The organism is Streptococcus huangxiaojuni, from assembly GCF_040930515.1.
Lineage (GTDB): Bacteria > Bacillota > Bacilli > Lactobacillales > Streptococcaceae > Streptococcus > Streptococcus huangxiaojuni.
Genome location: NZ_JBFQEG010000007.1, coordinates 24,929 through 49,389, shown reverse-complemented (window position 1 = coordinate 49,389; position 24,461 = coordinate 24,929). Strand labels below are relative to the sequence as shown.

The following is a 24,461-nucleotide window of genomic DNA, read 5'->3' as shown; positions in this document are numbered from 1 at the left end:
TCACACCTTCTCTTTCACGTATTTGCCAAGAATACCCGCAGGACGGATTAACAGAATAAAAATCAAAATAGCATATACAACCGCATCACGGTAGCTGGACAGTCCGATAGAAATAGAGAAAGTTTCCAAAAGACCGATGATAAAACCGCCTAAGGCAGCTCCTGGAATAATACCGATTCCCCCCAGAACTGCAGCGACAAAAGCTTTAATTCCGGGTGTCATTCCCATCAGCGGATTGATGGAATTATAGTAAAGGCCAATCAGAACACCGGCCGCACCTGCCATAGCGGATCCCAGCGCAAAAGTAAAACTGATAGTGCTGTTGACATTGATTCCCATCAGCCGCGCAGCATCACTGTCAACTGAGACGGCCCGCATGGCCTTGCCCATCTTTGTTTTCTGCACAATAAACTGCAAAGCCAGCATCAAAATAACAGAGACAAGCAGAATAATAATCTGAACATTACTGATGCTTACAGGGCCCAGAGCGTATTTAACTGTTTTGATTGCCTGAGGGAAAGGACGGGCCTGCGCTCCAACCAGATAGACCATTGAATATTCTAAAAAGAAGGAAACACCAATTGCTGTAATTAAGGCCGCAATCCGAGTCGAGTTGCGCAGAGGCCTGTAAGCCAGAAATTCAATAAGAACACCCAGAGCGGCAGTAATGACCATCGTTAAAAGGAGAGCAAGAAAAAAATTTAAATGATAGTAGCTAATCAAGTAATAGCCAATAAAAGCCCCCATCATATAAATATCACCGTGAGCAAAGTTAATCAACTTGATGATCCCATAAACCATAGTATATCCTAGGGCTAAAAGAGCGTAAACACTCCCTAAAATCAGACCGTTTACAAGCTGCTGAAGCATAATTTCACCAAACTTTCTAACATAAAATAATATGGGGAGCGGGACAGAACCTCTTTATCGACTGAAAAAGGTTCACAGTCCCGCTCCCGCAAGACCTGGCAGACTTTACAGTATGCGGATAACTGTTGAAGTCGGAAAGATAAGCCGCTTCAAACTTTAAATAAGACCGGAAATGGCTGTATCTTTCAAGTCAATCAGGCCTGAGACAACATTTAGAGGCTAAGACTCTTGTCTCAGCCTCACTTCCTTTTTAAGACTTAATCCGCTTCGACAACTTCTGATGACGACTCTTCACCATTAGTCAGACCAATGATAGAAACAGATTTCACCGGATTATGGCTCTTGTCAATCGTCATTGTTCCCGTAACTCCTTCAAAATCTTCCAATTTTGCAAGGTTAGCTGCAATGTCTTTTGAATTATCTGCACCCTTAGCGCTTTCAGCAATCATGTAGATAGAATCATAAGTCAAGGCAGCGAACATAGACGGAGCTTGGCCGTATTTTTCTTCATATGCTTTAACAAATGCAGCTGCCTTATCAGAACTTGCTGCTGAAAAACCGGAAATGTGGTAAACATTATTGGTGTTTTCAGCACCGGCCAATTTAATCAGCTGCTCATCAGCAAATCCGTCAGGACCGACAATCGGCGCATCAATCCCCATCTCACGTGCCTGTTTGATAATTGTTCCGGTCTCTTGATAATAGCCGGGCATAATAATGGCATCGTAATCTCTGTTTTTAAATTTAGTCAAAGCTGACTGAAAGTCTGTGTCTTTGGACTGGAAGGTGGACTCGGCGACAATATCGCCGCTGTATTCTTTTTTAAACTCTTCAGCAATCCCTTTAGCATAGTCGCTGGAGTTATCATAGTAAAGGATAACTTTATCTGCCTTCAGGTTTTCTGTTGCATATTTGGCCAGCACCTGCCCCTGATAACTGTCAATAAAGGTCGTCCGGAAAATATACTCATAAGCATCACCGTTTTTATCAACAGTTAAATCATCCTGTGTGCCTGAAGGGGTTATCAGCGGAACCGCAGCTGACTGAGCATTAGGGCTGGCAGAAGCTACAGCAGAAGAAGTTGCTGGACCGACAATCGCATTAACCTTGCTTTCGGTCGCCAAATTAGTTGCCACAGTAGCCGCTTCTGAATTATCCGATTTATTATCTTTGGATACAAGTTCAAGCTTTTTGCCGTCCACACCGCCTGCTTTGTTGATTTCCTCAACAGCTAATTCGGCTCCATTTTTTTCAGCATTGCCATAAGCTGAAACATCGCCGGTTAACTCAAGATTTAGGCCGATTTTTATAGTGTCGCCGATATCATTGCCATCAGCTGATGAATTACTGGACGGGGCTGAACCGCAAGCCGCCAAAACAATTGTACTCAAGAAAGCTGCTGCACTTAAAGCAAATTTCTTCTTCATATTTTTCTCCTTAAAATTCTTAGTAGATACCTTAATAAGAATACTGAATTATCTGAAAATTGTCAAGACTTTTAAACTAATTTTTTTCTTCTCTGAACAAACTCCCTACAAAATCATGATCGACAGCGTCCAAGTGCGAAACTCTCACATCTTTAACAAATTTATATCGAGAAAGCTCAGCCAGTTTTTCCTCAAGCACAGCTTTGTCCACATAAATCAGCAGATAGCGCATCCGGCGGGAGTGATAAATGATATCGCCGATTCTGTTTAATTTCCGCGCATCGCGGTTATAATAAAGATAAACAGCAATTCCTTGCCTATCCTCTGGTTTCAGCATGATTCTCCCCTTTTTCTCTAATATTGTTGCCTCTGCCGCTTTTATGAGGACGTTTATGCGGAGCTAAAGGCAAGCCTGTATCAACAAAAACATCGGACGAAACCGCAGCAGAAATTTTTTGCGAAAGCTCTGCTAAAAGTGTCTGCAGGTCAACCTCGAGACGCCGATAGCGAATGAGACGGCTGTTCATATCAATTGCGCGTTTTTGAGCCAGCAGTTTTTTGCGCAGCGCATAGGCCTCATCCCGTTTCACCTCATACGGCTTAATAGCTTCATAATTTTCCTGAAGTCTGTGAAAAGCCTGAATTTCTTGCTGCAGACTGCTGTCAGCTAAAAAATCCTGTTTAGCTTGACGGTACTGCTTCACCGTTTCTAAGGATAAAAAAGCTTCCAGAACATCATCCATCGCATCCTCAATAGCCAGCAACTGATCATCAATTTTTAACATAAAAAAATTATATCATAAATGCAGACTTTTTTTCATAAAAAACCAGCTGACAGCTCTAAAAACGGGCAGCCTTTAAGAGGCATCAGACTGTAACTAAATACGGTCCAAGAAACTCAGGCACATGAAATATAGACAAGGGTATGGTGACAGCCTGATCCTATGTCTTGCAATCTATCGTTAGGCCCTGCCCTTTACTTGTTTTTGCAGCAGTCTTTGTATCTGCATTTTCTCGCCTCCCCCAATAAATGGAAGCTAGAAGCCTTGTTAGCCACCAGCATAGCTGGTGGTTTTTTCATTTTTCTCTACGAGAAAAACTGACTGGAAGCCATAAAAAAAGGGACAGGTCGCTCTGCAAATATGGCAGCCTGTCCCTCTCATATTTACTTTAACCGTCAGCAGCTCAACTATTTCAGTTCATTATTTTCCATAATTTCGTCAATAAAACCGTATTCCAGCGTTTCTTTAGCGTCCATCCAGTAATCGCGTTCAGCATCTTTATGGATTTGTTCAATCGGTTTGCCGGAATTCTCTGATAAAATTTGCTCCAGCTTATTGCGGGTTTTCAGCAACTGTTCGGCAACAATTGCCATGTCTGACTGCTGCGTACCACTTCCTGTTCCTCCCATCGGCTGGTGGATAAGATATTCGGCATTAGGCAGCATGAAACGTTTTCCTTTAGCACCGCTTGAAGCAATGATGGTTCCCATGGAAGCAGCCATCCCCATGACAATAGTTTGCACATCAGACTTGATAAAGTTCATTGTGTCAACAATCGCAAGGCCGGCTGTCACAGAACCGCCCGGAGTATTAACATAAAGGTAGATATCTTTAGTATTATCCTGAGCATCCAAAAAAAGGAGCTGGGCAATAATTGAGTTGGCCATATTATCTTCAACCGGACCGGTCAGCATGATAATACGGTCTTTTAAAAGACGAGAGTAGATATCATACGAACGTTCGCCGCGGCTTGTTTGTTCAATAACTACAGGAATCATAAATTTTCTCCATTTCTTTCAACATTTGATACTATTATAATCATTTGGTCAATAAAGGTCAAATAATAAATCGCATTTCAGAAAAAATTTATTTTGTTCCAAACAGACGATCGCCGGCATCCCCCAAGCCCGGAACAATGTAACCATTTTTATTAAGTTTTTCATCAAGAGCAGCTGTATAGATGTCAACATCAGGATGTGCTTCCTGCAGCACTTTGACTCCTTCAGGGGCTGAAACTAAGCACACAAACTTGATATTAGCTGCTCCGCGTTTTTTCAGCGTATCAACAGCTAAAACTGCTGAACCTCCTGTCGCCAGCATAGGGTCGACCAAAAAAATCTGGCGCTGGTCAATATCTTCAGGCAGTTTAACCAAGTATTCAACCGGCTGCAGGGTTTCTTCATCGCGGTACATGCCAATATGGCCAACTTTAGCTGCGGGCACTAAACTGAGCAAACCGTCTACCATACCGATACCGGCACGCAGAATTGGCACAATTGCCAATTTTTTACCAGCCAGCTGCTTTTGCTTTGTTCTGGTAATAGGTGTCTCAATTTCAACGTCTTCCAAAGGCAGATCGCGCGATACCTCATATCCCATAAGCATAGCAATTTCGTTAACCAGTTCCCGAAACTCCTTAGTCGACGTTTCCGTCTGACGCAAAATAGACAGCTTATGCTGAATAAGCGGATGTGAAATAACTTGAAATTTACCCATAATCAATTAAACTCCTTCAAATAAGATACAAAGGGCGTATAAAACGCAAAAGGAAAATGACGGTAAGCCAGAAATCTATGATTTCGCAGGCGCACCTCTGCTAAGGCGACTAGGGAGTGGGACAGAACCCCGTACCACAAAGTTCGTTGTCCCACCCCCGCAAGGCCTAGTAGGCAATTTAAAGCTTTGAAAAAGCGAATAAAGTGCCACTAGGCTACTGCGTCTTGCACATAAGACTACAACAAACACTAAGGCCTATTTTTAAAATCGTCTTTCAGATGTCTACGGCTGGCGGTAACTAGGTAACGATACAGATTTCCAGCCCCCTCACTCTCCCTTTTCTGGCTTCGGGCTGAAATCATCCACTGGATGATTTCACTGCACAAAGCTTAGCCCGTGTTCAGTTCCACCAAGATACAAAGCCCGTATAAAACAGCTGAAAAACAGGCTCCAGCCAACCGACTGCAAGATACAGAGACAAAATATTTTTCTGAGCTTGTAGGCCATGTTTTTACAGTACCTCTACTGATTATACCAAAATTTAGAAAAAAAGGCTGTACAGAAGAAAGCAGAAAAGCAAAAACGGCACTTTTTTAATTATAAAAAAGTTCAGAAAGGAGCAGCCAAAACAGCAGCAAGCAAAAACCGCTTGAAAATCAATTCTCAAGCGGTTTTTATAAGATTTACCTCAGTTTTAGCAGCTGGCAGGACTGCTGCTTAACAAAGAAGTTTAGATCGGTTTAAAAGATTTTTAATCCAAAGAAGGCAAATAAGTTCGAAAGAAAACTCAGCGATGAAGCGGCAAAGAAGCCGGCAGACCGTTTAGACTGTGATTTGTTCCGTCTGGTCTTCTTTTGCCCTTTTGCCTTATACCGGCTATCAGATTTTTGCCGTGATTTTTGGCTGTCCCGTGATTTTTTGATTGTGTGCTGAGGTGCAAAAGTCTGTTGTTGCTTCGTTTTTTCCGGCTGCTGAAGCTGACGAGCTATAAGATTAAGCAAGTCTTTAAGATTCTGTTCAGTCAGCGTAATAGTGCCCGAAATCTCGGCATTGTAGTGGACTGTTACAGAAATTGTTTTATCAGACGGTTTACTGTCAGGTTCTTGCTGCTCATTGTCCGGATTATTCTGCTTATCATTATTGTCCTCTTCATCACCATTATTAGGATTGTCTGTGTCTTCATCCGGAAGAGCCGGTGTATGCGGAATCAGGCCGTAACCGCCAACGACATTCCAATCAATATAGCCATCATTTTCTCCCGGCAGATAGGCTGTTTCCAGTGTTCCTACCGTTCTTTGGCTTTCACTGCTTTCGTCCCAAATCCAGTCCCCTTGTTCTGTCATTTTCGCCAAAACACGGGTAGTATTATCCGGTAAAACCTGAATAAGAAAACTTGGGGCCCAGGTTGAATTATTACCTTGACCGGCCACTTCATTGCGGTTGGTCATATAAGAAGTGATCAGCAGTGTATCCTCAGACCCAGCAACAGGAACCGCATAGTAGGAATAGGTAGCTGTCCGCCAATCGGCAGGAACCGAAGCAGTCAGAACTATGCCCACATCATTGAGAGGGACATAGCCTTCAGTTAAGCTGTCGGAAACATAGCCCAGCATGACAACATTATCCCCCACAACATCATTGGCCAGGTTCCAGGCATCATTATTGCTGCCGTGATTGAGGCGTGAAGCAGCAAAGAGATAGTATTTGTCTCCCAGTTTAACAACATTAGGACGTTCAATTTCATCACTGACCATCGGCGAAGTCAAAAGAGGCGTGTAATACTCTGCGATTTCTGGATCTTTAACATCACCTGTCAATTTTAAAATTCCGATTGCCGCATTGGATATGCTGGCACGGGTATACATATCCGGATCTTCTAACAGGCGAAAGAAGCTTTGAACATTATAGGCTGCATCGCCCCCATAATTGGTCCAATTATAAATCTGCTCCTCACCTTGGTAGTTCTGTGTTCCGGTACTGGCCTCAAAGATGAGATAGCGGTCACCATTGTCATCTTCAATAACATGCGGATCCCGCATAGCAATATTATCTGCGCCGGTAAAGGCTGAACGCCATTGCTCATAACTTTGGTAATAGTAACCGTCACCGCCGCCCGGAGTAAGAACCTTGTCATTTTCCACAGAATCAATGTAAACATTGTCATCGTCAAATGATAAAACCAAGGTAGCAGAGGCCAATTTTTGATTATTGCTGTTATTATCGCTTGTATCCACCTGTGTATAATAAAGCTGAATGGTTCCGTCGTCATTTACAGTAGCTGAGCCTGACCACTGCTGAGTGACAGCATCTTGATTATAACCAAAGATAGAACCGGCATTTTTCCAGTTAGAAAAATCATTATCAGCGTATTTATTATAAAGAAGATAAATATGGTTATCATTGGTATTTGGAATCCCCATCATAGCGATAACAAGCTGGTAGCCGTTCCAGTTAACAACCTCGCCAGTCCGGACATCCTGTACCGGCCAAGAGTCCCATACATCCAAATCAGCGATTTCTCCAGTTTGAGCATCTCTTGTTGTGGCAGCCTGCATATTTTCAATGACTTCGGCATTAAAATAAGGGATAGCATAGCGCGGATCCTGAGCGACCAAGATATTAGCAATTTCTTCAAACTGCTTGTAAGTCATCTGGGTCCCCGTTTCGGCATCGCTTGTCAGCTGAATTTTATTCAGGGCTTCCTTTTGTGCATCCGTTAAATTGGAAATATCCAGCTGTGCTTCCTGAGCAATATAAGCAGCTGTTGCTGTTAAACCGGTGTCAGGATCAACAGTGTTTTCAGCAGCAGAATCCGATGGTACATCAGCCTCCGGTTCTGGATTTTCGTCAGCTCTGACAGCTCCTTCTTCTATCAGTTCCTCAGTCTGCTCAGTTTCAGAGTCTGACAAATTAGCTGCCCTATTAGCCAAAACAGGAGCTTCCGAATCTGTATTTTCAGCAGCCAGCTCTTCTGAAGCAGCCAGAAGGTCGCTGCTGTCCGTTTCAGCCTGTACTGCCTGCAGTTCAGCTGTTTCATTTGCTTCAGCTGGAACTGTCTCCGTCTGTGTCACTGTTTCCTGTTCACTGCTGTTTACTGTGTCAGCAAAAGCTGTTTTCCCTTGAGCAGCCAGAGCTAAACTTGCAGTGGCAACAGTCAGTACAATCCATCTTTTTTTGGATTTACGCATAATTTTCCGAACTTTCATCAGAAATCTCCTTTTCTATTTTTGTGCTTAGCATTCTAACATGGCAAAAAGTCAAAAACAAATTACAGAACTGTAACGCCGCATTTTTGAAAGCGTTTCCTGTTACTTTAAGATTATTTTTAGGTAACACTTGCTATTCCGATATTTGCTTTTTCCCGATTTTTTTTTACAATTAAATCAGGGCAAAAAAGAAGTTTTTTAGGTATTCTGACCTGTATTTGACAGAACAGGAAAATGAATAATTTTTGTAATCATAATGTTATCTTGTCAGATAACATGAAAACGCTGCGGAAAACAGATGTGACTAGGTTGAGAATTGAATCCAAGTTAGCCAGCCGTAAACGTCTGAAAGACGATTTTAAAAATAGGCCTTAGTGTTTGTTGTAGTCTTATGTGCAAGACGCAGTAGCCTAGTGGCACTTTATTCGCTTTTTCAAAGCTTTAAATTGCCTACTAGACCTTGCGGGGGTGGGACAACGAACTTTGTGGTACGGGGTTCTGTCCCACTCCCTAGTCGCCTTAGCAGAGGTGCGCCGACGAAATCGAAGATTTCTGGCTTACCGTCATTTTTGCTGTGAGCTTGAACGGGTTTTGTATCTTGTTGAATTGAACACGCCCTAAACGCTGCGGGAAAAAGATGTCCTGACTTAGAATCTGGTGATTCGTCAGTCAGTCCCCTATTTTCCTTTTGCGTTTTTAACGGGCTTTGTATCTTATTTGAATTGAACACGGCCTAAAATCCTAGTGAAAAAGATGGCTGTCAGCGTGATGCAAGCATCACTTGCCATCCCCTATTTTCATACGGATTTTTAAACGGCCTTTGTATCTTTATTTAAAAGGAGGAGTACGATGATGAAATCGTCGAGGAACTGGATTTTTTGGGGAGGAGTGGTTTTATTTGCGGGAACAGCTGCTTTTTGGCTGCTGCAGCAGGTCATTATGGCTGAATCACTGACTTCAGGTGAACATGTGCAGCAGGCACATCTTAGCACAGCCCATGGCTGGTCTAATGACTTGCAGACTATCCTCTGGAACGAGGAAGGGCAGTACTATGACATCTACTTTTTACACTCTGCTGACGGCGCCACCAATCCTTTTGGTGAGCAGGGACAGGATTGGTATCATACGACGACTGCCGACTTTATCCATTACAGTGAGCAGCACAGTGCTCTGCCGGCGTCAGGCGGTGATGCTGCAGAAGGCTGGCTGTCTGCCTGGACCGGTTCGATTGTCTATAATGATGGTTCCATCGAGGGAGCTCCTGTTGGAGCAAAAGTGGCTTATTTTACTGGAATACGAAAGAGCGACCGTCAGCAGAATATTTATGCTGCCTACTCATCAGATAACGGGAGAACCTTCAGCCATATTTTAAATGAAGGCAAGGCAGTTGCTGATATCACTGATTCAGAAACTGTAGGCAGCAGACATCCTGATTTTCGCGATCCGAATGTTTTTTATTGGAATAATAAGATGGTGATGTATGTCGCAGAAGGATCTGACATCGGTGTCTATCAGTCAAACAATGGGCTTGACTGGGAAAAAGCTGACAGGCAGGGAAATTCCAAAATCATCAGTGCAACCTTCTTTCAGGGGCATTCCTGGGAAAACAATGCTCCCGTTGAATGTCCGGTTCTCAAGACACTGACCATGCCCAACGGGCAGAGCAGGCAGGTCCTCTTCTTTGGAGCCAAAGATGCTTCTAAGGGTGAAACAACAGGAACCTACTATATTGTTGGTCATCTTGATGCTAACGGGCTTTTTGTGCCTGAAACGGATGCTAGGCGTCTGGATCAAGGATCTGACTATTACGGCGCTAATTTTTCGGGGAGCGATGATATTGACAGCAGCAATGCTTCTATAATCACGCTTGGCTGGGTCGGTAACTGGAACTATTTTACTAATGGGATTCATTCAGACCAAGAAGCTAGTAGTCCTTATGCTCAGCGCTTAGGTTCTTATTCAAGCGCTCGTGAATTAGTTCTGAAAAACGATCTGACCGTCAGCCAAAGCTTGCTTTTGCCTGAAGCAGCCTTAAGCCGCACAGGCTATTATGATAATATCACTAAAGACAATCCGCAGTCAGAAAGCCATAATCTGTGGGTCGACCGACAGGACACAAATGGTGAGGTTTACGGGCTTTATGATATTCCCAATCAGTCGGCTGTTCAATACTATAAACTGGATTTTGCCAATTCAAAAGGAAATTATTCAGGACGTATCTATATTGATATTTGGCAGGGAGAAGACTATATTCATTTCAACTATGATCCAAGTAACGGCATGTATAACGTCAAGCAATATGCAGCTGAGTTAAACCGCGGTATAAACGGTCAGGGAGCAGCCGATTATTATCATAACGGGCTCTTGGGCAATGGCAACGGCTATCTGGCAGACAGCCAGCTAAAAGAGCAGCAAAACATTACCTTGCAGGTTGTTACCGATATTAACAGTGTTGAATTTATCTTCCCCAACGGACAGACCTATACTGTCGCCCGTTTTAGTACATCGTCCCAGCAGGATTTCAAAATTTTCACCGAAGATCCGACCGATGGCAATCAAGTAACCATCGAAACCGCTGTTATCAGGTGAGTAAGCTGTTAAACAGGCAAAAACCATATGAGCAGACAGACCAGTAAAAAGTTGAATGATTTATTCGGCTTTTGACTGATCTGTGCAGCAACATATGGTTTTTTGTTATATTATTTTTTATTCCCAAATACTTGAATCATCCTTCGGCAGGCTTCTTTGACAGTCGTCAGCGGCGCTGCTACATTAAGTCTGGCATAGGTTTTGCCTTCAGAACCGAAGCTGAAACCATCATTTAAAACCAGACGGCCTTCATCTTGCAGTTTTTGGTTAATTTCCGGCTGCTGCAGGCCATAGGCGCTGAAATCCAGCCAAATCAAGTAAGTTCCTTCTGGTTTCATTACCTTAATCTTGGTGTTTTCTGTTAAAACATCTATGACGTAAGTGATGTTTTCTTCCAAGACAGCTCTTAGCTCCTCCAGCCAAGGCTTGCCATAGGTAAATGCGGCCTCTGTAGCCAATAAACCAACCGCTGGGAGTTCATGCTGATTATTGCCCAGCTGTCTTTTCTTAAAAGCCCTGCGCAGGGTATCATTTTCAATAATCGCAAAGCTGGTTTTGGTTCCTGCAATATTAAAAGTTTTTGTCGCAGAAGCCAGCACCAGGGTCAAATTTTTAAAACGCTGGTCAATTGTATTGATGGAGTGGTGGCGATGTCCAAAAAGGGCTAAATCCTGATGAATCTCGTCAGAAACCAGTATAACCTGATGCCTTTCGCAAATTTCAAGCAGCTTAAGCAGCTCCTCTTTGGTCCAGACGCGTCCGCCGGGATTATGAGGGCTGCATAGAAGATAAAGTTTTACCTTATGCTTTATTATTTCTGCTTCCAATTGCGTAAAGTCGATGGTAAAATGGCCGTCTCTGATAACTAAAGAATTGGTAATCAGCTGCCGCTGGTTTAACTTTACCGAACGGGCAAAGGGCGGATAAACCGGCGTATTAATCAAAACAGCTTCTCCTTCTTGAGTATAGGCCTGAATAGCTGTAGAAATAGCCGGAACGACCCCTTCGATGAGAACCACATGTTCTTTTTCCGTTGAATAGCCGTGCTCATTTTTTTCCCAGTCAAGTATAGACTGATACAAACTGTCGCTTGGATAAGTGTAGCCAAAAACATGCTGGTCGGCGTAATCAGAGAGTGCCTTTTTGACAGCCGGAAGCGGTAAAAAGTCCATATCTGCCACCCACATCTGCAGCAAATCCGGCTGGTTTTCACTTTTCTGCCACTTAACAGAAGACTGATTGAGGCGGTTAGGTCGAGTGGTGAAATCGTATGTTTGCATCTGTTAATCCTCCAGCGCTGACTGCAAATCTTCGATGAGATCAGCAGCATCTTCAATACCGATTGAAAGCCTCAGCAAATCATCGGTCAGACCGTAAGATTCGCGATCTGCTGCAGGAATATCTTTATGTGTCTGTGTCGCAGGATAAGTAATCAGGCTTTCTACGCCGCCTAAACTTTCAGCAAAAGTAATCAGCTCCAGATGATTGATTATAGCAGGAATTTTAGTCGGATGACAGACCTTAAAAGAAACCATGCCCCCTTTGCCTGTATAGTAAACTTCTTTGACAGCTGGGGAATGCTTCAGAAAAGCTGCTATCTTTTGAGCGTTTTCTGTCGCTTTTTCCATCCGCAGTTTCAATGTCTTCAAACCGCGCATCAGCAGATAAGAATCAAAAGGAGAAAGGGTTGGACCGGTTGTATTGTGATTATAAAAAAGCTTATCATAAAGGTCCTGATCATTGGTCATAACAGCACCTGCCAAAACATCATTATGTCCTGATAAATATTTAGTTGCCGAATGGATAACAGCGTCTGCCCCCAGTAAAAGAGGATTTTGATAAACCGGGCTGTAGAAAGTATTGTCAACAAGCACTTTTGCTCCCTTTTTATGAGCCAGCTGGGCTATCTTTTCAATATCAAACTCAATCATTAGAGGATTAGTCGGCGTTTCTAAATAAACAATATCTGTATCATCTGTGATAGCAGCCAGCAGGTCTTCTTCTGTTTGAGCATATGTAAAGAAAAAGCGGCCGTTCTTCTCCTGCTCATCAAACCAGCGGAAAGAACCGCCATAAAGATCTCGGGCTGCAACAACCTTGCTGCCGATCGGAAAAGTTTCAAAAACTAAAACAACAGCACTCATACCAGAGCTGGTTGCCAAAGCAAAATCAGCATATTCAATAGCAGCTAAAGTTTTTTCTAAGGCTGCTCGGGTCGGATTCTTTGTACGGGTATAGTCAAAGCCTGTCGACTGCCCGAATTCCGGATGCTGATAGGTGGTTGAAAAATGCAGCGGGGCAGCCAGTGCTCCTGTTGATTTATCTGATTTAATGCCTGCATGAGCCAAGATTGTCCCCAAGCCTAATTGTTTTGTCATTATCTTTCCCTTCTCTTTTTCTGTATCTTCTTACTATTCTATCACTTATTCCAGCTGTAATTAGGTCTTTGGCTATTTTATTTCCTAATAGGGAGCTATAGTTTTTTCTTATAGCAAAGCTAGCAAAGAAGAAAAATGAAAAAATTCTGTCCCTGCTATTCTTAACCTACCGTCTGTCAGAGACGTCTGAAGGCTTTATCCTCTTAACAGGGGAGGAGCTGCGAAATGACAAACGTCTGACTTTTTTGCCTTTTGCTTTGCTCTTTTAACAGACTTTGCAGCTTGATTAACTGAACATGCTTCTGACTTCTTTGTAAAAAAACCTCCCTTGGAGTTTTAGTGACTCAAGGGAGGGCTCTTTTTATTGTTTTTAGAATGCGGCTTCTTGGGTTTTAAGCAGCTCACCGCCTTGCTTTAATATGCAGCCTCTGACGCAGGCTTTCTGCTCGGCTGCCTAATAAAGGATCCACAGTGCGGGTAGCCAAAGACAGATAGCCGTAAACAGCTATACCGACAGCACCAATCAAAGCCAAATAGAGGATGCTTCCCAGACGGGTAGCTGGTTCTAAGAAAGGTTTAAAAAGCAGAATCGAAAGAATAACGGCAATTTCCATAATAACTGTCATTATGGCAATAAGCAGTGTTTTTTTAAGAATAGCCTGATGGCTGAAATGGGTTACTTTGTGAATCTGCCGGTACATTAGAAAAATCGGTAAGCTTAAACCGACAGCCGTAGTCAGCAGAGGGCCGTAAGCCTGGAAAAACCAAATCCCGGGAATCTGCAGGACACATTTAAGAAGCAGACCGTAGATGAAATAATAAATCGCCTTGCGGTTTTCAAACAGAGCCTGCAGCATAGGGGCCAGCATGCTGTATAAAGCAAGAAAGATAACCTGGGCTAAAGCAGCTACAAAAAGCCACAGGGCTATCTGACTGGGAGCACCATAGAATAAAGTATAAAGCGGCTCTGCTAAAGCGATTGCCCCAACCAGAGCAGGAACAAGTACCAAAAGCAGCATCTGGATATTGTTGACAACTAAACGGGCGGCCGCCTTTTGATCCTGATTGACAAAGTTTTCAGTTAGCAGGGGAATGCCGGCTCCGCCGATTGCTGTGGCAATGGAAATCAAAATCATTGTAATCTTATTGGGATTTGAAGAAAAATAAGCATAGAGGATATGGAGCTCTCGGTTGCTGTAATCGGTGAAACTCTCCATAGTATTGACGAAAGTCCACTGATCAACCAGCTGAAAAATCTGAATCGCCGAACCGGTGATAATAAAAGGAATCGCTTCTTTAAAGGTTTCAATAATGAGAGCATTGGTGTTGATATCAGCATGCTGAGGCTGTCTGGTAAAAATAGCCCGGAACATTCCTTCTTTCCACAGGAAAGCAAAAAGAACCCCAAAGCTGGCAATCATCCCAATAAAAGCCGCAAAGGTCGATTGTACAACGGCAGCAACATAGTCTCCGGAACCGATTTTCATAATAATGAAAGCTGTCAGCAGCATCCAAATAACGCGGATGACTTGCTCAGCAATTTGGCTCATGGCATAGGGTTTTAAATTGTTGAAACCCTGAAAAAAACCGCGCAAAACACTCATAGCCGGGAAAATCAGGACAGCCCAGGACAGACTTTTCATCACACGAACCAGATCTGCACCGCCCCCGCTCCAGGCAGCCAGCAAGGGAGAGCCGATATACATACTCAGCGCAAAAATCAAACCAAAACCGAGCATATAGAGCAAAATCCTGCGCAAAAGCTGATAACTGGTCTGCATCTGGCCCAAGGTATTATATTTGGAAACTTGTTTAGCGATAGCGACAGGGATACCTGCCGTTGAAATCAGCAGGAAGAGGGCATAAATATTATAGCCCATTCCAAATAAGGCATTGGCTTCTTCGGCATGTGTCCCCATCCAGGCATACCAAGGGATAATGTAAAGAGCCCCGAGCAGGCGGCTGATGAAGTTAGAGGCCGTCAGCCAAGCCGTCCCGCGGACCATCTGAGCCTGCTGGGACATTTTTTTTTCGTTTTCAGACATAGCTTTTCCTTCTCAAATTAATATCAAAGACTATTAATTATTATAAACTTTTGCCCGCTACTTGTAAAACGGGACCATTCAGTCTAAAATAGGAGTATGATTACTATTGAAAAGACATTAGAGATTTTAAAAAAAGACTGCAATTTTCGGGAAATTATAGCAGATCAGAACTACTATTTCACTTGGGAAAAGCCCTTTTCCTTTTCAAAAATCAGTTATGACAGCCGGTCTGCCGATGCTCAGACGCTTTTTTTCGTCAAAGGAGCAGCTTTTAAGAAGCGCTATCTGGAAAGCGCTGTTGCTGCCGGTTTGCGGTTTTACGTAGCCGAACAGGATTATGATGTCGATATTCCTGCAGTCCTAGTGACAGATATCAAGAAGGCAATGAGTCTTATTGCCATGGAATTCTATGATAACCCGCAGGATAAACTGAAGCTCCTTGCCATCACCGGCACAAAAGGAAAAACAACTGCTGCTTATTTTGCTTATCATATTCTCAAGCAAAATCATAAACCGGCTCTGCTCTCGACCATGAACACAACCCTAGACGGTCAAAAGTTTTTTAAATCACAATTAACCACCCCTGAAAGTCTGGATTTATTTGCAATGATGGCAGAAGCCGCAGCAAATGGCAGGAGCCATTTGATTATGGAGGTTTCCAGCCAAGCTTATCTGACCAGCCGGGTTTATGGTCTTCAATTTGATGTCGGGGTCTTTCTCAATATCAGTCCGGATCATATCGGGCCGATTGAGCACCCGACTTTTGAAGATTATTTCTATCACAAGCGCCAGCTGATAGACAAGAGTAAATTTGTCGTTATTAACAGCGATATGGACCATTTCCCACTTCTGGCGGAACAGACTGGCCTTAAACCGCATGCCTTTTACGGCTCTCAGTCAGACAATCAGATCCATCATTCTCGGGCCTTTTCTTTTGAAGTTACCGGCCAGCTGGCCGGAGATTACAGCATTCAGCTAATCGGTGCCTTCAATCAGGAAAATGCGCTGGCCGCCGGGTTAGCCTGTTTCAGTCTTGGAATTTCTCCTTTTGATATTCAAAAAGGGATTGCTGAAACGACTGTCCCCGGACGGATGGAGGTACTGAGACAGGCTAATGGCGCCAATGTCTTTATCGATTATGCCCACAATGGCGACAGTCTGGAAAAATTAGTCGGGGTGGTTGAAACTTATCACAGCGGTCAAATTATTCTTTTAATCGGTGCACCGGGCAATAAAGGAGAGAGCAGACGAAAGGACTTTGCCCATGTCATTAATGCCCATCCAGATTTACAGGTTATTTTAACTGCTGATGATCCTAATTTTGAAGACCCGCAAGCCATTTCCGAAGAAATAGCCCGGCATATCAGCAGGCCTGTTCAAATCATCGTTGATCGCAAGCAGGCCATTAAAACCGGTCTCAGCCTGACACAGACCGACAAAGATGCAGTTATTATCGCAGGAAAAGGCGCCGATGCCTACCAAATTGTTGAGGGAAAACGCGCTCCCTATGCCGGAGATCTAGAAACCGCCAAAAGCTATTGCTTATCCAGCAAAAGATAGTAAGGAGCTTTCTGGCCGCTTCTTTTTAACCGTTCTAAACAAGGCTAAAAGTTCTAAAATATCTCTGAAAAGGCTTTTTTAAGCCTTTTTTCTATGCTATAATAAATGGTAATTTTACAAGATTTTGCTGTAAAACTTTATGTTTTAGGCTGCTTGTAAAATAGAAGCGCTGTCTTGATAATCAATCCGCCCTGTTTTATAGGCTCCTTGCTCAGCCGACAGGATACCGGATAAGGATTAAAGGCAGCTCTGCAATCTATTTAGAAAGGAGGTCCTATATGTCAGACATTCGTGCTGAAAACATTTCTGTGGCTTATGATAAACAGACTGTTATTGACAATCTGTCTCTAAAACTTGCGGATAAGCAGATAACGACCATTATCGGGGCTAACGGATCTGGCAAGTCCACCTTGCTCAAAGCTCTGACCCGTATTCAGGCATTAAAAAGCGGTCAGATTTATATTGACGGTCAGGCCATTGCCCACTTACCGACCAAGGCGGTTGCTCAGAAGATTGCCCTGCTGCCTCAGGTTTTAGAAGCTACTGAAGGGATTTCAGTTTATGAATTAGTCTCCTACGGACGGTTCCCCCATCAAAAATATTTGGGGAGTCTAAGTGATGCGGATCGCAGTAAAATCCACTGGGCTATGGAAGCAACCAAAGTCACTCAGTTCGCTAACGCAGATGTTGATTCGCTGTCAGGCGGTCAGAGACAGCGGGTCTGGATTGCAATGGCTCTGGCTCAGGATACAGATACGATTTTTCTTGACGAACCGACAACTTACTTAGACATGAACCATCAGCTTGAGATTTTAGAATTGCTGAAAACGCTCAATTCAAAATCTCAAAAAACGATCATCATGGTTCTTCATGATTTAAACCTTTCAGCTCGCTTTTCTGATCAGCTTATTGCTATGAAAAATGGGGCAATAAAATATTACGGCTGTGTTTCAGATATTATGACCGATGCAGTTTTGCGCGATATTTTCCAAATAAAGGCTGAAATTATTGAAGATCCTATCCATAAATGCCCAATATTGCTGACTTACCAGCTTATATAGATAAATTTAATAAGATAGCTATTGGCGGCTGATCTGCCATCAGAATGCAGAAAAACTCAAAATCCGCTTTAGCTTTATAAACGTTAAGCTAATATCTTATTAAACTGCAAAACAGAGCCTCAAATCTCATTGAAAAAGAGACAGCTCTTGCTTTTTTCTAATTGCACTGCCTGTAGAGATTTGAAAGAGGCTTTGTATCTTGTTAATTGAACACGGGCTAAGCTCTTTGCAAAAAAGACAGCCCTCCCTAGAGTCTTTAGTGACTCGGCGGTCAGGCTCCTATTTTTGCTGTGAGCTTTAAACGCCCTTTGTATCTTGTTGAATTGAACACGGGCTAAGCTCTTTGCAAAAAAGACAGCCCTCCCTAGAGTCTTTAGTGACTCGGCGGTTAGGCTCCTATTTTTGCTGTGAGCTTTAAACGTCCTTTGTATCTTGTTGAATTGAACACGGGCTAAAATCCTAGTGAAAAAGAGGGTATACACCATGCTTTGTAATAGCAATTGATTAGAAAAGCCGTAGACGTCTGAAAGCTTTGTCGTCTTGGCAGAGGTGCGTCTGCGAAATCATAGATTTCGGACTTACCGTCATTTTTGCTTTGCTCTTTTAACGGGCTTTGTATCTTGTTGAACTGAACACGCCCTAAGAGCTGTGCAAAAAAGAGACGCAGTCGTAGGAAGCATAAGCTGACGTACGAATGTGGCTGCTCTTATGAGTATAAAATTTCCTAGAGTCTCAGTGACTCTTCGTCAATTTTCCTATTTTTGCTTTGCTCTTTTAACGGGCTTTGTATCTTGTTTTTGGAGTGTTGTAATGAAAAAGATTTTATTTTGTTTGACTGTTTTTGCGGCAGTTTGTTTTCTTGCTGCCTGCGGCAGAAATGATAATAAAGACTCTGCTGCTCTTTCTTCTATGCCTGAGATTGAAGGGATTACCTATTACGGTGATATCCCTGAAAATCCCAAAAAAGTGGTGAATTTTGCCTATTCTTACACAGGCTACCTCTTAGAGTTGGGGGTTGATGTATCAAGTTACTCGCTGGATCTTGAAAAAAACAGCGCTGCTTTTGGTGACCAGTTAAAGGATGCTGTGCAGTTAACAACTTCTGATACTGAAGCCATTGCTGCTGAAGAACCGGATTTAATTCTTGTTTTTTCCGGCGATGATAATCTGGAAACCCTCAAAGAAATTGCGCCAGTTATCGAAATCACTTATGGTAAAAGTGATTATTTACAGATGATGACCGATCTTGGAAAAATTTTCGGCAAGGAAAAAGAGGCTCAGGCTTGGCTTGACGCCTGGGAAGAAAAAACTGAGCAAGCTAAGGAGGAGTTAGCCGATTATTTGGATGCAGATACAACCTTTACGGTTATGGATTTTTATGATAAAAACATCTATCTGTACGGCGACAACTTCGGCCGCGGTGGGGAATTAATCTATGAGTCCCTAGGTTATTCTGCACCTCAAAAAGTTGTTGATGACGTTTTCAAAGACGGCTGGTTCGGCGTTTCTCAAGAAGCTCTTCCTGATTATGTCGGTGACTATGCCGTTGTAAATGTCAATTCCAGTACCCAAGAGGCTGCGGCTTCCCTTAAAGAAAGTGATATTTGGCAGAGCCTTCCGGCTGTTAAAAATGGGCACGCGCTTGAAGTTGACTACAATCTTTTTTACTTCTCTGACCCGATGTCACTGGACTTACAGATTGATGCCTTTGTCAAGGCTGTCAAAGAAGCCGGTTCCTAACGGAAGCGTCATCATATGATTAGTGAAAAAAAACCTCTCAGCCGCAGCGGCCAGTCTAAGGCACTTTGGCTGGCTGTCATTCTGATATTGCTGCTTTTTGTCTTCGGCTGGTATGCAGGGCTGCGCTTTGGAGCTGTGACTTACAGTCATACACAGCTCCTTGAAGTACTCAAGCACCCTTTAACGGATTCAAGGGAGCAGGATGTGATTTTCGATCTGCGGCTGCCTCGAACACTTGCTGCTATTCTGGTCGGTGCCGCTATGGCTCAGGCCGGAGCTATTATGCAGGGGGTAACCCGCAATCCGATTGCCGATCCCGGTCTGTTAGGCATAAATGCAGGTAGCGGGCTGGCCTTAATTATCGGTTACGCTGTCTTTGATAATATGCACTATACACGAATTTTAACAGTCTGCTTAATCGGTGCTTTTGCTTCGGCTCTGCTGGTTTTCGGCCTGTCTTACCAGAAAGGAAAAGGCTATAATCAGCTGCGGTTAATTCTGGCTGGTGCTATGGTATCCACCCTGTTTTCTGCTCTCGGCCAGGCAGTAACCATTTATTTTAATCTGTCAACAGCTGTTATTGGCTGGCAGGCCGGCGGCCTGATTCAGATTAATTGGAGGATGCTGGCCATCATCGCTCCTTTCATCGCAGCTGGTCTGATTTTAGCACAGTTACTGGCTCATCAGCTGACGATTCTCAGTTTGAATGAAACAGTAGCCAAAGCTTTGGGCCAGCATACATTTGCTATTACTGTCAGCCTGCTGGCTATTGTCTTATTGATGTCAGCCGGAGCTGTTGCTCTGGTCGGATCAATCGCCTTTATTGGATTGATCATTCCGCATTTTATGCAAATGTTCCTTCCTAAAAATTACCGTATTCTGCTGCCTATGACTGCCTTTTCTGGTGCCACATTCATGCTGTGGGTTGATATTGTCTGCCGTACCCTGAATCCGCCTGCTGAGACACCAATCAGTGCTATTATTTCTATCATTGGCCTGCCTTATTTTCTCTGGCTGGTCAGAAAGGGTAAAAATCTATGATGTCTTATAAACAAATCAGACTGCGCTTTGCCCTCTTGCTGCTTCTTTTAGTCCTGACAGTTGCTGTATCACTCTCAGTCGGCTATGCTAATTCTTCATTTAAAGATGTTTTTGCTGTTTTTGGCGGCAGTAAAAGCAGGCTCATGCTGCTGATTATCAGTCAAATCAGACTGCCGCGGATTATCGCCTGCATTCTGGGCGGTGCTTCCTTGGCACTTGCCGGTGTTCTCCTGCAGACACTAACCAAAAATCCCTTAGCTGATTCTGGGATTCTGGGGATAAACACCGGAGCCGGTCTGGCTGTTGCTTTTGCTGTCGGCCTGACTGATTTCAGCAATACCGCCGCTGTCAGTATGACACCGATTTTTGCTATGCTTGGCGGCGGAACAACCATTATGGCAGTTTACTTCATTTCACGAAAAAAAAATCACGGAGTCAGTCCGGTTCGCTTAATTGTGACCGGAGTAGGTGTTTCCAGCATGCTTTCAGGTGCTATGGTTACTATTATTTCTAAACTTGATGACTATAAGATGTCCTATATTGTTGAGTGGCTGAGCGGTAAGGTAACCGGCGGGAACTGGACAATGCTGACTCTTTTTGCACCGATTCTGATTCTGCTTTGGGGGGTGACTTACAGCCGCAGCTATGCGCTTAATATTATGAACCTCAATGAACAGACCGCCCTTGCGCTTGGTCTGCAGCTGCAAAGGGAACGTCTCTATACGCTTATCCTCTCCACTGCTTTGGCAGCATTCAGTGTGATTTTAGTAGGAAACATTACTTTTGTCGGTCTGGTGGCAGGGCATATTACGCGCCGAATCTTTGGAGGCGACCACCGTCTTGTTCTTCCGGCTTCAATGTTTGTGGGTATCTTTATTCTACTCACCGCTGACACAATTGGGCGCGTGCTGCTGGTCGGTACCGGTATTCCGACAGGAATTGTCGTCTCTGTCGTCGGCGCTCCTTATTTTCTTTATCTAATGGTGAAAACCCCATCTTAGCAGCTATATGGTAGAATATAGGTTCAGCAAAATCGGTCTAAAAAGTAAATCCCTTCTTATCAAAATGTGAGAAGGGATTTTTGCTTGAACTTTTAAGGGAATCAGGCTATAATTAGTTTAGTTCATAATGAACTAAACTAATTATAATTTAAAAAGAGGGAATATGGGCACAGAAAAGTTTAAAAAAATAGAAGATATCAGCAGAATTTTTACAGGATTGGATTTCCCAAAAAATCAAGCGCTGATTTTGGCTTTCCTGATTATGGAAGAAAAGAACTCGGTGACCTTCAACCGCATTTTAAAAGAACTTGGTCTTTCAAAGGCCAGCACCAGCACAGCTCTCCGTTCCTTGGCAGATAAACAGCTGATTGGCTATCAACGGCTTGAAAACAGCCGCGAACGGCAAATCAGCCCTCACCTCTATGGCATTGTCTTCTACCTGTCTCACCGCATGCAGATTCTAAATGAAATGCGGCTTTTATTTGAGCAGGCAGCTCTTTGGCATCAAGACGATAGCGAATATGCTCAGGAATTTTTAAATACAGCTGACTTATATAAACAGCTAGATCAAGCTGTTATGACTATTATCAAGACATTTAAAGGAGGTAGCTATGAAGAAAAGCAAAGTACTCCTAAAAAGACAGGGGAGGACAAGAATCTTTCGCAATGAAGACATGGATTTTACCTTGAACTGGAATTTAGGAATCAGTCAGTTAATCGGTATGAGTCCTGAGGAAATCCTTGCTATTTCAGAAGAGATAAGAGACGGAAATCCTATGGATTGGGTACAGGCCTTCTCCAGACATGCTTATTACCTGTCAGAGCAGGCACAGCTCTCTGCAAAAAACGGCTTTTACCGCACGGCCTCGCAGCAGTATTTTGGAGCTTGCTATGCTTTAAAAGCGGCTCTGCAGTTTTCCAAACCAGAAACAGCTGATTATCAGACAGCCTATCGGGAAATGGAAAATAACTTCTTCAAAGGAGCTCGCTCAGCCGGCTTTCCCCTGCAGGAAATCACAATCCCTTACCAAAAAACCTATTTACCGGGCTATCAATTAAAAAGCAAGAAGGATAAACAAGCCACTCTGCTGATAATCGGAGGCGGCGATACCGGCAGAGTTGATTTGTTTTATTTTCTTGGCCGGCAGGCTTATCTGGCGGACTATAATGTACTGATGGTTGATTTACCGGGGCAAGGCATCAACCCGGCAAGAAATCTCACTTTTACTCTTGATGCCGCTCAAGCCGTTTCAGCTGTTCTGGACTGGTATGAAGCGCCGTCAGAACAGATTGCGCTGATGGGATTGAGCGGAGGCGGCTATTTCACAGCACAGGCCGTTGAAAAAGATAAAAGAATCAAGGCCTGGATTGCTTCCACACCGATTTACGATATCAAAGCGGTTTTCCGGCGTTCTTTTGGGCAAGTCCTTTCACTGCCTCACCCGATTTTGCGGTTTGCGGGGAAGCTTCTGTCTCATTTCAATGCTGTGACTGATGTCAGTCTGGGAAAATATGCCTGGCAGTTCGGAACAGAGAACTTTGCTCTGGCGGTCAAAGAGGTTTTAAAACAGGCACAGACAGTAAATAGAAACCAAATCACTGTCCCGTCTTTATTTCTTGCAGGAAAAGGGGAGAGTCCTGAACTCCTGAGGCAAGCCAGAGTATTAAGCCAAAACCTGTCTGCAAGAGGAATTCCAGTTACGCTTAAAGAATTTGACAGTCCCAGCGGTGCGGATGCCCATTGTCAGGTCAATAATCTGAGACTCATGAATCATATTGTCTTAGACTGGCTGGACATGACCTTTAAAAAATAAAGCATACTATAACAGGCTCTCACTTCAGAGAAGCTCGGTTTTTGCCTGCTGCTCTGCAGTTAATCGGAGATTTGCTTGAATAAGAGAAAGCAACAATCAGAAATTGTTTTTTCTGCTGCTGAGAAAGATGGCAGAGAATAGAAAAGACAATGCTTAGAGGGAAATAAGTGCCTGCGCTGCTGTCTGCCACAGAAGTATATGAAAGGAGGCTGGGACAAAAGTCCGGCCTCCTTTCACTTTTTTAGACAGATGCGTTTGACGCAGCGGCTGATTGGGACTTCTTATCCCTTGTCAAGCAAGGAACAGCGACCTCACTAATAAACTGGGCAGAGATGGGACAGAGATTCCTTATAAATACTAATACTGGGTATTTCAAACTAATAAAGACAGGCTGTTTGACACTTAGGCTGTTCTGTCCGATTGTTTTTTGATAAATTTTCTGATTATAGTATGTTATAATGGGGAAAAATAGGAGATGACATTATGCGGGCACTTCTAACCGGAGCCAGTTCAGGGATAGGGCGTGAAGTCGCCTATCTGCTTTCTGAAAACAAGGTGGATCTCATTTTAACTGCCAGAAGACAGTCTGTTCTTTTGCAGCTGCAAAAAGATTTGATTCAGTCTTACCAAATCGATTGTCAAATCATAGCAGCTGATTTGTCCCAATCTTCAGATTTATCTGCTTTAACCGATTTAGATATTGATTTGCTGATTAATTGTGCCGGCAAAGGGGAGATTGCAGAAGCGCTGAGCGTCTCTGCCTATGATGACGAGCAGATGCTGCAGCTTAATTTTTTAAGTCCGGTCACTCTCACAAAAGCTTTTTGTCTGAAATGGCTGGCTGCGGGAAAAAAGGGCCGGGTTATCACTGTTTGTTCGCTGGCCGCACGCTTTCCTCATCCTTATATGGCTATGTACAGTGCCAGCAAATCAGCCATGCTCTCTTATTCTTTGAGCCTGAACCAAGAGTTAAAAAAGAGCGGCATTATCATTCAAGCTGTCTGTTTGGGGCCTGTTGCCACAACTTTTTTAGCAGCTGAACAGGCTGAAAAAAGAGGCCAGCTGTCACCGCAGGCAGCAGCCAGAAAAATTCTGTCTATCTGCGGCAGCAGGCGGCCTTTGGCTGTTTTTGGCTTAGGAAGCCGAACTCTTGACGGCCTTTTTAAAATTTTACCGACTCGTATCAGCTTATTTTTGACAGCTGGCTTTTTAAACAGACTTAGGAGTTAAA

At 43.5% G+C, this 24,461-nt stretch carries 19 protein-coding genes; 9 read left to right on the top strand and 10 right to left on the bottom strand.

The window, feature by feature from the left end; translation table 11 throughout:
* The 7 genes from AB3329_RS05830 to AB3329_RS05800 all read right to left on the bottom strand — a co-directional run bounded on the left by AB3329_RS05830 (window position 1) and on the right by AB3329_RS05800 (window position 8,001).
* Window positions 1-870 carry a branched-chain amino acid ABC transporter permease gene (locus AB3329_RS05830; RefSeq protein WP_368394821.1) on the bottom strand — a complete coding sequence of 290 codons (870 nt, stop codon included), beginning with the start codon at window positions 868-870 and terminating at the stop codon, window positions 1-3.
* A 257-nt stretch (window positions 871-1,127) separates the two neighbouring features.
* Window positions 1,128-2,297 (bottom strand): ABC transporter substrate-binding protein, encoded by a 1,170-nt coding sequence (locus AB3329_RS05825; protein WP_368394819.1) that lies wholly within the window; start codon window positions 2,295-2,297, stop codon window positions 1,128-1,130.
* Window positions 2,298-2,373: 76 nt separating this feature from the next.
* Window positions 2,374-2,634 carry a DUF2129 domain-containing protein gene (locus AB3329_RS05820; RefSeq protein WP_368394817.1) on the bottom strand — a complete coding sequence of 87 codons (261 nt, stop codon included), beginning with the start codon at window positions 2,632-2,634 and terminating at the stop codon, window positions 2,374-2,376.
* Entirely contained in the window at window positions 2,615-3,082 is a 468-nt protein-coding gene (locus AB3329_RS05815; protein ID WP_368394815.1) for a YlbF/YmcA family competence regulator, read from the bottom strand. The genes AB3329_RS05820 and AB3329_RS05815 overlap by 20 nt, the downstream gene beginning before the upstream one ends.
* 404 nt (window positions 3,083-3,486) lie before the next feature.
* Window positions 3,487-4,077 (bottom strand): ATP-dependent Clp protease proteolytic subunit, encoded by a 591-nt coding sequence (locus tag AB3329_RS05810; protein ID WP_067060427.1) that lies wholly within the window; start codon window positions 4,075-4,077, stop codon window positions 3,487-3,489.
* An 88-nt stretch (window positions 4,078-4,165) separates the two neighbouring features.
* The gene (upp, locus tag AB3329_RS05805) at window positions 4,166-4,795 is read right to left on the bottom strand and encodes a uracil phosphoribosyltransferase (RefSeq protein WP_368394813.1); all 630 of its coding nucleotides are present in this window, start codon (window positions 4,793-4,795) and stop codon (window positions 4,166-4,168) included.
* 740 nt (window positions 4,796-5,535) lie between these two features.
* A complete protein-coding gene (locus tag AB3329_RS05800) occupies window positions 5,536-8,001 on the bottom strand; it encodes a glycoside hydrolase family 68 protein (RefSeq protein ID WP_368394811.1) in 2,466 nt (821 codons plus the stop codon).
* 852 nt (window positions 8,002-8,853) lie between these two features.
* Here AB3329_RS05800 and AB3329_RS05795 point away from each other — a divergent pair.
* Window positions 8,854-10,590: a glycoside hydrolase family protein gene (locus tag AB3329_RS05795; protein WP_438272896.1), complete on the top strand. Its 1,737-nt coding sequence runs from the start codon at window positions 8,854-8,856 to the stop codon at window positions 10,588-10,590.
* Window positions 10,591-10,700: 110 nt separating this feature from the next.
* Here AB3329_RS05795 and AB3329_RS05790 read toward each other — a convergent pair whose 3' ends face one another.
* From AB3329_RS05790 to AB3329_RS05780, 3 genes are all read right to left on the bottom strand, one after another.
* Window positions 10,701-11,870 carry a MalY/PatB family protein gene (locus AB3329_RS05790; RefSeq protein WP_368394808.1) on the bottom strand — a complete coding sequence of 390 codons (1,170 nt, stop codon included), beginning with the start codon at window positions 11,868-11,870 and terminating at the stop codon, window positions 10,701-10,703.
* A gap of 3 nt (window positions 11,871-11,873) precedes the next feature.
* Window positions 11,874-12,968 (bottom strand): cystathionine gamma-synthase, encoded by a 1,095-nt coding sequence (locus tag AB3329_RS05785; RefSeq protein ID WP_368394806.1) that lies wholly within the window; start codon window positions 12,966-12,968, stop codon window positions 11,874-11,876.
* Window positions 12,969-13,369: 401 nt separating this feature from the next.
* A complete protein-coding gene (locus AB3329_RS05780; RefSeq protein WP_368394805.1) occupies window positions 13,370-15,013 on the bottom strand; it encodes a putative polysaccharide biosynthesis protein in 1,644 nt (547 codons plus the stop codon).
* Window positions 15,014-15,109: 96 nt separating this feature from the next.
* Between AB3329_RS05780 and AB3329_RS05775 the strand changes: the two genes are divergently transcribed.
* From AB3329_RS05775 to AB3329_RS05740, 8 genes are all read left to right on the top strand, one after another.
* Window positions 15,110-16,573 (top strand): UDP-N-acetylmuramoyl-L-alanyl-D-glutamate--L-lysine ligase, encoded by a 1,464-nt coding sequence (locus AB3329_RS05775; protein WP_368394803.1) that lies wholly within the window; start codon window positions 15,110-15,112, stop codon window positions 16,571-16,573.
* Window positions 16,574-16,851: 278 nt separating this feature from the next.
* On the top strand, window positions 16,852-17,634 hold the full coding sequence (locus AB3329_RS05770; protein WP_067060413.1) for an ABC transporter ATP-binding protein: 783 nt from the start codon (window positions 16,852-16,854) through the stop codon (window positions 17,632-17,634).
* Window positions 17,635-18,444: 810 nt separating this feature from the next.
* Complete coding sequence (locus AB3329_RS05765) at window positions 18,445-19,374, top strand: ABC transporter substrate-binding protein (RefSeq protein WP_368394801.1); 930 nt, start codon at window positions 18,445-18,447, stop codon at window positions 19,372-19,374.
* Window positions 19,375-19,389: 15 nt separating this feature from the next.
* Window positions 19,390-20,415, top strand: a complete 1,026-nt coding sequence (locus AB3329_RS05760; protein WP_368394800.1) for a FecCD family ABC transporter permease — start codon at window positions 19,390-19,392, stop codon at window positions 20,413-20,415.
* Window positions 20,412-21,416: a FecCD family ABC transporter permease gene (locus AB3329_RS05755; RefSeq protein ID WP_368394799.1), complete on the top strand. Its 1,005-nt coding sequence runs from the start codon at window positions 20,412-20,414 to the stop codon at window positions 21,414-21,416. The genes AB3329_RS05760 and AB3329_RS05755 overlap by 4 nt, the downstream gene beginning before the upstream one ends.
* A 163-nt stretch (window positions 21,417-21,579) precedes the next feature.
* Window positions 21,580-22,086, top strand: coding sequence for a MarR family transcriptional regulator (locus AB3329_RS05750; RefSeq protein WP_368394798.1), 507 nt, complete (start codon window positions 21,580-21,582; stop codon window positions 22,084-22,086).
* On the top strand, window positions 22,028-23,230 hold the full coding sequence (locus AB3329_RS05745; protein ID WP_368394796.1) for an alpha/beta hydrolase family protein: 1,203 nt from the start codon (window positions 22,028-22,030) through the stop codon (window positions 23,228-23,230). The genes AB3329_RS05750 and AB3329_RS05745 overlap by 59 nt, the downstream gene beginning before the upstream one ends.
* 483 nt (window positions 23,231-23,713) lie before the next feature.
* Entirely contained in the window at window positions 23,714-24,460 is a 747-nt protein-coding gene (locus AB3329_RS05740) for an SDR family NAD(P)-dependent oxidoreductase (RefSeq protein WP_368394794.1), read from the top strand.
* The last annotated feature ends 1 nt before the right edge of the window (window position 24,461 follow it).

Bases quoted from the DNA above. Each gene is read 5' to 3' on its own strand.
- AB3329_RS05770 (WP_067060413.1), top strand. From the start codon at position 16,852: ATGTCAGACATTCGTGCTGAAAACATTTCTGTGGCTTATGATAAACAG.
- AB3329_RS05830 (WP_368394821.1), bottom strand. From the start codon at position 870: ATGCTTCAGCAGCTTGTAAACGGTCTGATTTTAGGGAGTGTTTACGCT.
- AB3329_RS05785 (WP_368394806.1), bottom strand. From the start codon at position 12,968: ATGACAAAACAATTAGGCTTGGGGACAATCTTGGCTCATGCAGGCATT.
- AB3329_RS05815 (WP_368394815.1), bottom strand. From the start codon at position 3,082: ATGTTAAAAATTGATGATCAGTTGCTGGCTATTGAGGATGCGATGGAT.
- upp (WP_368394813.1), bottom strand. From the start codon at position 4,795: ATGGGTAAATTTCAAGTTATTTCACATCCGCTTATTCAGCATAAGCTG.
- AB3329_RS05810 (WP_067060427.1), bottom strand. From the start codon at position 4,077: ATGATTCCTGTAGTTATTGAACAAACAAGCCGCGGCGAACGTTCGTAT.
- AB3329_RS05760 (WP_368394800.1), top strand. From the start codon at position 19,390: ATGATTAGTGAAAAAAAACCTCTCAGCCGCAGCGGCCAGTCTAAGGCA.
- AB3329_RS05800 (WP_368394811.1), bottom strand. From the start codon at position 8,001: ATGAAAGTTCGGAAAATTATGCGTAAATCCAAAAAAAGATGGATTGTA.
- AB3329_RS05775 (WP_368394803.1), top strand. From the start codon at position 15,110: ATGATTACTATTGAAAAGACATTAGAGATTTTAAAAAAAGACTGCAAT.
- AB3329_RS05790 (WP_368394808.1), bottom strand. From the start codon at position 11,870: ATGCAAACATACGATTTCACCACTCGACCTAACCGCCTCAATCAGTCT.
- AB3329_RS05780 (WP_368394805.1), bottom strand. From the start codon at position 15,013: ATGTCTGAAAACGAAAAAAAAATGTCCCAGCAGGCTCAGATGGTCCGC.
- AB3329_RS05765 (WP_368394801.1), top strand. From the start codon at position 18,445: ATGAAAAAGATTTTATTTTGTTTGACTGTTTTTGCGGCAGTTTGTTTT.
- AB3329_RS05740 (WP_368394794.1), top strand. From the start codon at position 23,714: ATGCGGGCACTTCTAACCGGAGCCAGTTCAGGGATAGGGCGTGAAGTC.
- AB3329_RS05820 (WP_368394817.1), bottom strand. From the start codon at position 2,634: ATGCTGAAACCAGAGGATAGGCAAGGAATTGCTGTTTATCTTTATTAT.
- AB3329_RS05825 (WP_368394819.1), bottom strand. From the start codon at position 2,297: ATGAAGAAGAAATTTGCTTTAAGTGCAGCAGCTTTCTTGAGTACAATT.
- AB3329_RS05750 (WP_368394798.1), top strand. From the start codon at position 21,580: ATGGGCACAGAAAAGTTTAAAAAAATAGAAGATATCAGCAGAATTTTT.
- AB3329_RS05795 (WP_438272896.1), top strand. From the start codon at position 8,854: ATGAAATCGTCGAGGAACTGGATTTTTTGGGGAGGAGTGGTTTTATTT.
- AB3329_RS05745 (WP_368394796.1), top strand. From the start codon at position 22,028: ATGAAGAAAAGCAAAGTACTCCTAAAAAGACAGGGGAGGACAAGAATC.
- AB3329_RS05755 (WP_368394799.1), top strand. From the start codon at position 20,412: ATGATGTCTTATAAACAAATCAGACTGCGCTTTGCCCTCTTGCTGCTT.